Source organism: Micromonospora xinjiangensis (genome assembly GCF_056150165.1).
In genome coordinates this window covers 689702-700290 of record NZ_JAXCFO010000004.1, presented here as the reverse complement: position 1 = coordinate 700290, position 10589 = coordinate 689702, and the positions used below count along the sequence as shown (strand labels likewise).

Here is a 10589-nt window from a genome sequence, read left to right as displayed (position 1 = left end):
CCACGGCGCGCTCACGCGGACGGCCCCGTGGGCGCGGGCGGTCGGCGGCTCAGACCGCCGAGGAGCGCATGGCGCGCAACGACTCGCGCAGCGAGGACATGGTGGCCAGCACGGCGGTCGGCTCGTAGCCGCAGTGCGCCATGCAGTTGGCGCAGCGCGCGTCGCGGCCCCGGCCGTAGCTGTCCCAGTCGGTCGTCTCCACCAGTTCCCGGTAGGTCTGCGTGTAGCCGTCGTTCATCAGGTAGCAGGGCCGCTGCCAGCCCAGCAGGGAGTACGACGGGATGGCCCACGCCGTGCACCCGAAGTCGACCTTGCCCTCCAGGAAGTCCAGGAACAGCGGGGAGTGGTTGAGCCGCCAGCGGGCCCGACGGCCGCCGGAGAACGCCTTGCGGAACAGCTCCCGGGTCTCCGTGACGCCGAGGAAGTGCTCCTGGTCGGGCGCCTTCTCGTAGGCGTACGCCGGGGAGAGCATCATCTCGTCGACCTTCAGGTCGTCGTTGAGGTAGTCGAGCACCTCGATGACGGTCTGCGGGGTGTCGGTGTTGAAGAACGTGGTGTTGGTGGTGACCCGGAAGCCTCGCCGCTTCGCCTCGCGTACGGCCTCCACCGCGGCGTCGAACACGCCCTCCTTGCACACCGCCGCGTCGTGCCGCTCCCGCAACCCGTCGATGTGGACGGTGAAGGCGAAGTACGGCGACGGCGTGAACTTGTCGATCTTCTTGGGCAGCAGCAGGGCGTTGGTGCAGAGGAAGACGAACTTCTTGCGCCGCACCAGCTCGGCGACCAGCTTGTCGATCTCCGGGTGCATGAGCGGCTCCCCGCCCGCGATGGAGATCATCGGCGCGCCGCACTCCTCCACCGCGGCGAGCGCCTGCTCCACCGGCATCCGGCGCTTCAACAGGCTCGCCGGCTGCTGGATCTTGCCGCAGCCCGCGCACTTCAGGTTGCAGGCGAACAGCGGCTCCAGCTCCAGCAGGAGCGGGAAATGCTTGCGCCGGCGTATCTTCTGTCCGGCCAGGTATCGCGCGATACGTAGGCTCTGACGCAACGGCATACTCACGGCTGGCGTACCTCCTTCGGCAGGGTGAAAACCACGTCCTCCACGGCTGCGGTGTGCTCGCTCACCTCCCTCGCGCCGAGCGCGGTGAGCGCCGCGACGACCTCGTCCACCAGCCCGGGCGGCGCCGAGGCGCCGGCGGTGATGCCGACCGTCCGCGCGCCGGCGAGCCAGCGCAGGTCGACGCCGCTCACGTCGTCCACCAGGTGGGCGCGGGCCCCGGCGCGCTCGGCCACCTCCACCAGCCGACGGGAGTTCGACGAGTTGGGCGAGCCGACGACCAGGACCAGGTCGGCCCGGGCCGCGACGGCCGTGATGGCCCGCTGCCGGTTGGTGGTGGCGTAGCAGATGTCGTCGGAGCCGGGGCCGACGAGCGCCGGGAAGCGGCGGCGCAGCGTGTCGAGGATCCCCGCCGCCTCGTCCACCGCGAGCGTGGTCTGGACCAGGTAGGACACCCGCTGCGGGTCGTCGACCTGCACCGTCTCCGCGGTGGCCGGGTCGGGCACCAGGCGGATCCGGTCCGGCGCCTCCCCCAGCGTGCCGTCGGTCTCCTCGTGGCCGTGGTGCCCGATCAGCAGCACCGTGTCGCCGCGGCCGGCGAACCGGCGCGCCTCGGCGTGCACCTTCGTCACCAGCGGACAGGTGGCGTCGATGACGGGCAGCCGCCGGTCGGCGGCCTCCTGGCGTACGGCGGGCGACACCCCGTGCGCCGAGAAGACGGTGAGCGCCCCCTCGGGCACCTCGTCGAGTTCGTCGACGAAGACCGCGCCCTGGGCACGCAGGTCGGCCACGACCCGGGCGTTGTGCACGATCTGCTTGCGGACGTAGACGGGTGGCCCGTGCCGGCGCAGCGCCTGCTCCACCACGGCGATCGCCCGCTCCACCCCGGCACAGAACGACCGGGGCGAGGCCAGCAGCAGGTGGTGCACGCTGCCGGCCGCGGCGGCCCACTCAGTGAGTCCGGTGGCCACCTCGGGCAACACCCGCAGCGCGGCGCGCACCTGGCGCAGGACGGCCGGGCGGTAGAGCGGGCCGGCCGCGGTGTCGGCGACCACCCGCACACAGGCCGTCGGGCGCCCGGCACAGCCGGCCAGCAGCCACGCCGACTCCAGGTCCGCCACGAGCGCGCCGGTCGCGGCGAGCCGATCCCGGGCCGCCCCGTCGACGAGCCGGTCGGTGCTGACCACCGGGCCGACGTGCACCCGCAGCCCACGCCGGCGCAGGGCGGCGGCGAGCAGGTCGGCGTCGGGCATCCGGACCTCGCCCGCCGGGGCGTCCGGGGCCAGTGGGTCGGCGCGTACGACGCTGGCGACCACCACGTCGCCGGTGGCCAGGTCGGGCGCGAGCCCGCCGCCGATGCCCGCGACCGCGACCGGGGCCGTGCCGTCCGGGCGGCGGGCGGCGACGGAGCGGGCGCGGCGCGGCCCGATGCCGGTGCGGCAGAGCGTGAGCCGCGCGAGCGGGTCGGCGGCCCCCAGCCCGCGCCGCAGCGCGGACAGCTCCGGGCGCATGGGCGCGTAGAGCGTCCACGCCGGAGCGTCCGGGGTGCCGGGGCGGATCACCGGGTCACCGTGGCCTCGGTGTCGCCCGCTCGCGCGCCCAGGACGCGGCCGAGCGCGCTGATCGGGAAGACCAACCGGTACAGCCCGTAGTTGATGTAGAAGTCGCCGGGGAAACCGGTCCCGGTGAACTGCGGCTCGTCCCACCCGCCGTCCGGGCGCTGCGTGTCGACCAGCCACCGCACCGCCCGCAGGGCCGGCTCGTCGGTGCCGTGGCCGGCGGCGTGCAGGGCCAGGAGCGCCCAGGCCGTCTGCGAGGCGGTGGACTCGCCGCGCCCCACCCAGGACGGGTCGCGGTACGAGCGCAGGTCCTCGCCCCAGCCGCCGTCGGCGTTCTGGTGCGCGAGCAGCCAGCCCACGGCTCGGCGGATCGCCGGGTGGCGCCGTGGCACACCGGCGGCCACGAGGGCCGGCACGACGGCGCCGGTGCCGTACACGTGGTTGGCGCCCCACCGGCCGAACCACGACCCGTCCGGCTCCTGGGCGCGCAGCAGCCAGTGCACGCCGCGGCGCACCGGCATCGTGCCCGCGAAGTTCTCGGCCGCCAGGGCCTCGACCACGTGCGCCGTCACGTCCGCGCTGGGCGGGTCGATGACCTCGCCGAAGTCGCAGAACGGCAGCTCGCCGATGAGGGCGCGGGTGTTGTCGGCGTCGAACGCGGCCCAGCCGCCGTCGCGGGACTGCATGCCCAGCAGCCAGCGGGTGGCCCGCAGCACCGGCGCCTCGACGGGCAGGTTGGTGCGCCGCAGCGCCATGACGACCTCGGCGGTGTCGTCGGTGTCGGCGTACCCGTCGTTGTCGAACTCGAAGGCCCAGCCGCCGGGCGGGGTGTGCGGGCGGCGCACCGCCCAGTCGCCGCGGACGCGGACCTCCTCGTCGAGCAGCCAGCGGCCGGCCCGCTCGACGGCGGGGTGCGTGGCCGGGAGCCCGGCGTCGGCGAGCGCGGTGACCGCGAGCGCGGTGTCCCAGACCGGCGACTGGCACGCCTCCAGCCAGCGCACCGGGCCGTCCGGGGTCTCCTCCCGGATGGTGAACCGCTCCAGGCCCGCCAGCCCGGCGCGCAGCACGGGGTGGTCCAGCGGGTACCCCAACAGGTGCAGGGCCATGATCGAGTAGACCCACGGGGGCTGGATGCCGCCCCACGAGCCGTCCGCCTCCTGCCGGGCCACGATCCACTCGGCGGCGCGGCGCAGCGCGTTGCGGCGGACCGGGCCGAGGGCGACCCGCTCGTAGCCGGCGGCGAGGCGGTCCAGCCGGTGCAACATGCCGGGGCGGGTGGTCAGCCGCGGCGGCGGCGGTGGCGGCGCGGCGGTGCGCAGCTCGTCGACGCCGAAGCCGAGCGACCGCACCGGCCGCAGCGCGCGGACGATCGAGAGCGGGACGATGGTCTGCCGCGCCCAGCAGGCGAAGTCGTAGACGTTGAACGGCATCCAGGACGGCAGCAGCACCAGCTCGGGCGGGATGGCCGGCAGCCGCGACCAGGGCCAGTGCCCGAACAGGGCGAGCCAGATGCGGGTGAAGACGCGGCTGGCGGCCAGGCCGCCGTGCGCCCGGACGAAGGCCGCGGCGGCCGACATGTGCGGCTCCTCGACCGTGTCGCCGGCCAGGCGGAGCGCGACGTACGCCTCGATGGTGGTGGAGAGGTCGCCGGGCCCGCCGTGGAACGTCGCCCAGGCGCCGTCGGGCCGCTGCTGCGAGCGGATCCAGCGGGCCGTCTCCTCGGTCTGCTCGGCCGTGCGGATGCCGAGGAACTGCCGCAGCATCAGGTCCTCGGCATCCATGGTCACGTTGGTGGCGAGGTCGCCCTTCCACCAGCCGGCGTCGTCCTGCAACCCGAGCAGGTGCTCGCGGGCGCGGTGCAGCGCCTCGCGGGCCCCGTCCAGCGGGTCCGGACCGGCCGGTCGCGCGGCCGTGGCGGTGGTGGTCTCCGGTGACAGCAGCTCGGTCATCAGTGGTCCCGTCCCGTGATGAAGTCGGCCACGTCGGTGAGTTCGGCCCGTACGTCCTCCGGCAGGTCGAGCGCCTCCAGCTCGGCGCGGGCGGCCTCGGTCTCCTGCCACGCCCGCTGCCGGGTCCAGTCGCGGGCGCCGGTCGCCTCGATCAGCTCGGTGGCGCGGGCGACGTCGTCGTCGGTGAGGGGCTGGGGTGAGCGGTAGAGGTCGGCGAGGGCCAGCCCCGCGGGGTCCCCGCCGGAGAGCGCCTGCACGACGGGGATGCTGCGTTTGCGGGCCCGCAGGTCCGAGCCGACCGGTTTGCCGGTGCGCCCGGGGTCGCCCCAGATGCCGAGCACGTCGTCGACGAGCTGGAAGGCGAGCCCCAGGTGGAAACCGAACCGGGACAGGCCGTCCACCAGTCCGGACGGCCCGCCGCAGAGCAGCGCGCCGAGCGCGCACGAGCCCGACAGAAGGGCGGCGGTCTTGTTGCCGACCATCGTGAGGCACTCGTCGAGCGTCACGTCGTCGCGCCGCTCGAAGGTCAGGTCGGCCATCTGGCCGGCCATCAGCGCCCGCACGTCCTGGGCGAGGCGGCGCGTCGCCGGTTCGCCCCCGGGCACCTCGATGAGCGCCTCGTACGCGAGGCCGATCAGCGCGTCCCCGGCGAGGATGGCCGGTCCGACGCCGAAGACGGTCCACGCGGTCGGCCGGTGGCGGCGCTCGGTGTCGCCGTCCATGACGTCGTCGTGCAGCAGCGAGAAGTTGTGCGCCAGCTCGACCGCCGCGGCCGCCGGGGCGCCCGCCTCGGGCGGGGCGCCGGCCGCCCGGGCGGAGAGCAGCGCCAGCGCCGGACGCAGCCCCTTGCCCTGGCTGGCGGCCGGGGACCCGTCGGCGTCCCAGTAGCCGAGCTGGTAGCCCGCGACCAGCCGGTTGCCCGGGTCGAGGCGGTCCAGCAGCGCGCGGATGGCCGGCTCGACGTACGTCTGTATCTGGTCGGTGCTGCGGCTGCGTACAACGGTCATCGTGCGGCCTCCGTGTGGTGTCGGGGCCGGGACACGAGCTGGTGGGCGAGGATGTCGGCGGCCACCTGGCCGCTGCGCACCGCGCCCTCCATCGTGTCCGGCCATCCGGTGTCGGTCCATGCGCCGGCCAGTACCAGCCCGGGCAGGTGGGTGCTCGCCGCCGGCCGGTACGCCCGGCTGCCGGGGCTCTGCCGGAAGGTGGCCCGCGGCTCCCGGGTGACGAACGCGTCGCGTACCGGGGTGTGCCGCGCGGCGGGGAAGAGCTGGGCGAGCGCCTCGCGCTGGGTGGCGACCAGTTCGGAGGCGGGACGGTCGATCTCGGCGTCGGCGGCTGAGAGGGACACCACGAGGTGCTGTTCGTCGCCGGCGTCCGAACCGGACCGGTCGAAGATCCACTGGGCCGGGGACTCCACCGCGGCGGCCATGGTCAGCCGGGTGACCCGGCGGGTGTAACGCAGGTGCACGTTGACGATCGGCGCGGCGCCGAGCCGGGCCCACTCGCCGGCGCCCGGCGCGGCGGCCGGCGGCACCAGGGCGGCCGCCGCCGGGTGCGGCACCGCCAGCACGACGGCGTCGGCGGCGATCTCCCCGCCGTCCACGCCGACGCGGAAGCCCGTCGGCTCGGGGTGGATCCACCGCACCCGGGTCCGCAGTCGCACCTGGGCGCCGAGCCGGTCCAGCACCCGCCGGGCGGCGACCGCGTGCAGCTCCACGAGCGGCACCAGCGGGCGGCCGATGTCACCGGCGTCGGCGGACTCCAGCAGCCCGGTGCGGAACACCCGGGCGGCCAGCGCCAGGGACGCCTGCGTGCTCGGCACGTTGAGCGCGGCCACCGTGATCAGGTCCCAGAGCCGCCGCGTCGACCGTGGGGTCTGCCCGTGCGCGGCGAGCCAGTCGCCGAAGCTCTCCCGGTCGGTGGCGGGCGAGTCCGGGTCGACCCGGCGCAGCGCGGCGCAGGCCCGGACGGCGGCGAGCCGCTCCACGGGGGTGAGCAGCCGGTAGCCGGCCAGCGCGGGCAGCAGGTGGGCCGGCGCGGGCAGCCGGCGGCGGCTCAGCAGGTGCGGCGGGTGGCCCGGCAACAGCACCGGCACCTCGAAGCGGGGCTGCACCTGCGTGCCGGCGGTGGTGCCGAGCCGGTCCAGGAGGCCACGGTACGCGTCGTAGCAGCGCAGGAAGACGTGCTGGCCGGTGTCGACGGTCCAGCCGTCGCGTCGGAAGGAGTAGGTGGCGCCGCCGAGTTCGGCGCGGCTCTCCAGCAGCGTCACGGGGAGGCCGAGGTCGGCGAGGCGGATCGCCGCCGCGATCCCGGCCAGCCCGCCGCCGACGACACACACCCCGCCGCTGCCCCGCGGCGTCCGACCCGGCCCGGTCATGCCGTACGTCCGACGAGAGCGCGGGCCGCCACCCAGGCCTTCTCCCGCCCGGGCAGCGACACCCGGGTCCGGGTGACCGCGAGCGGGTCGGCGGCGATCCGGGCGAGCAGCCGGCGGTAGATGCCGGCCATCGCGGCCGTGCAGGCGGCGCTGCGCCGGTCCAGCATGGGCAGCAGCCGCAGCCCGGTGTCGTACCAGCGGGCCGCTCGGGCCGCCTGGAAGCGCACCAGCTCGACCAACCTCTCGGGCGGGTCGGTGAACCCGGTCCCGCGCAGCTCCAGCGTGCAGCCGAACCGCTCCAGGTCCTCGGCGGGCAGGTAGACCCGCCCGTTGGCGCGGTCCTCGACGAGGTCGCGCAGGATGTTGGTCAGTTGCAGCGCCACCCCGAGGGCGTCGGCCAGGGGGGCCGCCCGGTCCGGGCCGGCGGTGCCGAAGACGCCGAGCGAGAGCCGACCGATCGAGCCGGCCACGCACTGGCAGTACCAGACCAGGTCGTGGAAGGTGCCGTAGCGGCGGCCGGTGACGTCGGCGGCGCAGCCGTCGATCAGCTCGTCGAACGCGGCCAGCGGAACGGGCATCCGGGTGGCCGCGTGCCCGAGGGCGGTGAGCACCGGATCGCCGCCGCTGTCGGCGGGGAGCCGGTGCAGGGCCGCGCGGGTCCGCTCCAGCCGGTCGAGCTTCTCGTCCGGCGGCAGGTCGCCGTCGCCGATGTCGTCGATGCGCCGGGCGGTGGCGTAGATGGCGGACAGCGCGCGGCGCTTTGCCGGGGGCAGCAGCCGGATGCCGTACGCGAAGTTGGCGGCCTGACTGCGGGTGATGTCCTCGCAGCGGCGGTACGCGGCCTCGACGCCGACGATCGTCGCGGTCATCCGGCGCTCCGCACGGTGGCGCCCAGCCAGCGACGCAGCACCCGCCGCCGGTGGGGTCGGACGTCGTGGCGCAGCGGGTCGTGGTCGGCCCGGGCCAGCGCGTCGAGCGTCGCCCGGCCGCCGGCCAGGTAGCCGCCGACCGCGAGTCGGGCCCAGCCGTGCAGCGCCGAGACGAGCGGGGCGCCGGCGTCGAGCCAGGCGCGGGCGCGTTCGGCCTCGAAGGCGACGAGTTCCCGCAGCTGCCGCGTCGCCGCCGGTCGGGCCAGGTCGTCCTCGGTGACCCCGAACCGGTCCATGTCCTCCGCCGGCAGGTAGACCCGCCCGCGCCCGTGGTCCTCCGCGACGTCCTGGAGGTGCTCGACGATCTGCAGGGCGGTGCAGACGCGGTCCGACAGCTCCCGGCGGGCCGGCCCGGCCTGCCCGAACACGTGCAGCACCAGCTCACCCACCGGGTTGGCGGAGAGCGTGCAGTACTCGACGAGCTGCGCGAAGGTGCCGTACCGGGTGACATGCTGGTCGACCCGGTTCGCCTCGACGAGCCGGAGGAGGGCGTCGAGGGGCAGCCGGCACTCGGTCACCGTGGGCGCGAGGGCGCGTACCACCGGGTGGTTCACCGCCCGGCCGGTGTGCAGCGCCCGCAGGTCCGCCTCGATCCGGTCCAGTTCGGCGACCCGGTCCACGCCGGGCGCCTGCGGCTCGTCGCCGAGGTCGTCGACGTGTCGGGCGTACGCGTAGACGGCGACGAGGTGGCGGCGGTACCGCCGGGGCAGCACCCGCAGAGCGACCGGGAAGTTCTCCTGCGCCCGGGCCTGGGCGAGCCGGTGCACGGCGGGAACCACGGCCTGCTGGCTCATCCCTGGTCTCCTTCCTCTCGGGCGTGGGGTCGGCGGTCGTGGCTCATCCGGGCAGCGGCGTCAGCGGGGTCTGCGCCCGGTCCCGCAGCCGTTGGTGCAGGTCGGCGGGGAGGGTGGAGACCTGGTGCAGGACCGCGGCGCAGATGCCGGGCGGGTCCAGCCCGTGCTCGGCCAGCAGGCCGGCGCGTTCGCCGTGCGGGATGAACCAGGTCGGCAGGCCGAGGGCCCGTACGGGGGCGCCCACGGCCGCGTCGGCGAGCGCCAGCGCGACGGCGCTGCCGATGCCGCCGTCGCGGATGCCGTCCTCGACGGTGACGACCAGGGTGTGGTCGGCGGCGAGGGCGGTCAGCGCGGGGTTGACCGGGCGGACCCAGCGGGGGTCCACGACGGTGCACTCGACGCCGGCCTCGGCGAGCAGGTCGGCGGCGCGCAGCGCCGGTGCGGCCATCGCGCCGACGGCCACCAGCAGGACGGGGGCCGCGGCGGCGGTACGCAGCACGTCGACCCCGCCGGTGCGGTAGAGCGCGGGGATCTCGTCGCCGACCCGGGCCTTCGGGAAGCGCAGCACGGTGGGGCCGCCCTCGTCGGCGACCGCCTCCCGCAGCTCCTCGCGCAGGGTCGCCTCGTCCCGGGGCGCGGCGACCCGCACCCCCGGCACCGCGCCGAGCAGCGCGAGGTCCCACATGCCGTGGTGGCTGGGCCCGTCCGGGCCGGTGATCCCCGCCCGGTCGAGCACGAGGGTGACCGGCAGGCGGTGCAGGGCCACGTCGAGCAGCACCTGGTCGACGGCGCGGTTGAGGAAGGTGGCGTACACGGCCACCACCGGGTGCTTCCCGCCGAAGGCGAGGCCGGCGGCCGAGGTGACGGCGTGCTGCTCGGCGATGCCGACGTCGACGGTCCGTTCGGGGTAGCGCGCGCCGAAGGCGGCCAGACCGGTGGGACCGAGCATCGCCGCGGAGACCGCCACGAGGTCGGGCCGGTCGCCGCCGATGGCGACGAGTTCGTCGGAGAGGGCGTCGGTCCAGGTGCGCGGCGGCGGGGTCGAGGGCTGCCCGGTGAGCGGATCGACCACGCCGATGGCGTGCAGCCGGTCGGCCTCGTCGGTCTCGCTGGGGATGTGCCCGTATCCCTTGCGGGTGAGGCAGTGCACCACCACGGACCGGTCGGTGGCGCGCGCCTTGCGCAGCGCCTCCTCGACCTGGGCCACGTCGTGGCCGTCGACCGGGCCGAGGTAGGTCAGGCCCAGCGACTCGAAGACGGTCGGCCCGAGGTCGCCGCCGCCCTGCCGCTCGGCGAGGTGACCGGCGAGCCCGCCCACCGTGGGGGCGTACGAGCGGCCGTTGTCGTTGAGCACGACCACCACGCGGCCCGGTGAGGTGGCCAGGTTGTTGAGCGCCTCCCAGGCGAGGCCGCCGGTGAGGGCGCCGTCGCCGATGACGGCCACCACGGCGCGGTCGGCGTCGTCGAGGGCGTACGCGCGGGCCATCCCCTCCGCGTAGGAGAGCGCGGTGGAGGCGTGAGAGTTCTCCACGAGGTCGTGCGGTGACTCGGCCCGGCGCGGGTAGCCGGAGAGGCCGCCGCGGCCACGCAGCGCGGCGAACCGCTTCCGGCGGCCGGTGAGCAGCTTGTGGACGTACGCCTGGTGCCCGGTGTCGAAGATGATCCGGTCGTGCGGGGAGCGGAACACCCGGTGCAGGGCGACGGTCAGCTCGACGACGCCGAGGTTGGGTCCGAGGTGACCACCCCGCCGGCAGACCGCCTCCACGAGGAACGCCCGGATCTCGCTCGCGAGCAGCCGAAGCTGGTCGCCGCTGAGCCGGTCGAGGTCTGCGGGCTCGTTGACATCGTCAAGCAGGGACATCATCTCTCCGTCCGGGCACGCGACTCCGCGGCGACACCGTCTGGCTCACCGGTCGGCGGG

Annotated in this window: 8 protein-coding genes and 1 pseudogene; all 9 read right to left on the bottom strand. The window is 75.6% G+C overall.

The features are described from left to right. Positions 1-49: 49 nt before the first annotated feature. The 9 genes and pseudogenes from hpnH to SM573_RS18465 all read right to left on the bottom strand — a co-directional run bounded on the left by hpnH (position 50) and on the right by SM573_RS18465 (position 10529). The gene (gene hpnH / locus SM573_RS18505; RefSeq protein WP_474610254.1) at positions 50-1054 is read right to left on the bottom strand and encodes an adenosyl-hopene transferase HpnH; all 1005 of its coding nucleotides are present in this window, start codon (positions 1052-1054) and stop codon (positions 50-52) included. A 2-nt stretch (positions 1055-1056) separates the two neighbouring features. Continuing rightward, a complete protein-coding gene (gene ispH, locus SM573_RS18500) occupies positions 1057-2028 on the bottom strand; it encodes a 4-hydroxy-3-methylbut-2-enyl diphosphate reductase (protein ID WP_474610255.1) in 972 nt (323 codons plus the stop codon). A gap of 54 nt (positions 2029-2082) precedes the next feature. Further along, positions 2083-2568: pseudogene (locus SM573_RS18495) on the bottom strand (phosphorylase family protein); the annotation flags it as partial. Between the two features lie 47 nt (positions 2569-2615). Then, positions 2616-4565: a squalene--hopene cyclase gene (gene shc / locus SM573_RS18490; RefSeq protein ID WP_474616678.1), complete on the bottom strand. Its 1950-nt coding sequence runs from the start codon at positions 4563-4565 to the stop codon at positions 2616-2618. After that, positions 4565-5572, bottom strand: coding sequence for a polyprenyl synthetase family protein (locus tag SM573_RS18485; RefSeq protein WP_474609723.1), 1008 nt, complete (start codon positions 5570-5572; stop codon positions 4565-4567). The genes shc and SM573_RS18485 overlap by 1 nt, the downstream gene beginning before the upstream one ends. Then, a complete protein-coding gene (gene hpnE, locus SM573_RS18480; RefSeq protein ID WP_474609724.1) occupies positions 5569-6945 on the bottom strand; it encodes a hydroxysqualene dehydroxylase HpnE in 1377 nt (458 codons plus the stop codon). Before hpnE ends, SM573_RS18485 begins: the two co-directional genes overlap by 4 nt. Continuing rightward, the gene (gene hpnD, locus SM573_RS18475; RefSeq protein WP_474609725.1) at positions 6942-7814 is read right to left on the bottom strand and encodes a presqualene diphosphate synthase HpnD; all 873 of its coding nucleotides are present in this window, start codon (positions 7812-7814) and stop codon (positions 6942-6944) included. The genes hpnE and hpnD overlap by 4 nt, the downstream gene beginning before the upstream one ends. Next, positions 7811-8668, bottom strand: a complete 858-nt coding sequence (gene hpnC, locus SM573_RS18470; protein ID WP_474609726.1) for a squalene synthase HpnC — start codon at positions 8666-8668, stop codon at positions 7811-7813. The genes hpnD and hpnC overlap by 4 nt, the downstream gene beginning before the upstream one ends. Positions 8669-8711: 43 nt before the next feature. After that, positions 8712-10529, bottom strand: coding sequence for a 1-deoxy-D-xylulose-5-phosphate synthase (locus tag SM573_RS18465; protein ID WP_474609727.1), 1818 nt, complete (start codon positions 10527-10529; stop codon positions 8712-8714). Positions 10530-10589: the final 60 nt, after the last annotated feature.